The sequence below is a fragment of the Acetobacter fabarum genome (genome assembly GCF_040702925.2).
In the GTDB taxonomy this organism is placed as follows: domain Bacteria; phylum Pseudomonadota; class Alphaproteobacteria; order Acetobacterales; family Acetobacteraceae; genus Acetobacter; species Acetobacter fabarum_B.
Map to the genome: position 1 here is coordinate 1 of NZ_JBFCXX020000124.1, position 230 is coordinate 230.

The 230-nt window shown below is 60.4% G+C and carries 1 protein-coding gene; it reads right to left on the reverse strand.

Translation table 11 applies throughout. The features are described from left to right. Positions 1-116: 116 nt before the first annotated feature. On the reverse strand, positions 117-230 hold a 114-nt coding region (locus AB2L51_RS15355; RefSeq protein WP_400922736.1), incomplete at its 5' end, for an ExbD/TolR family protein.

Sequence of the window (230 nt, forward strand, 5' to 3'; positions counted from 1 at the left end):
TGCCTTCGTCTTCCGTTGTGCTATCCGACCCGACATTCATGCCCATGATCAGTTACTCTCTTCACTCCAGCCCCCACGCATGCCGCGCGGGGGACGGGGGCCGCAGCCCACCGTTGTCAGTTGGTCTTCGGCTTCTCGGTAATGAAGTCGATACGATAGATGCCAGCCTGCTGGCAGGCCGCCACCATTTTGCCGACCGTCTCATACCGCGCCTTCATGTCCCCACGGAT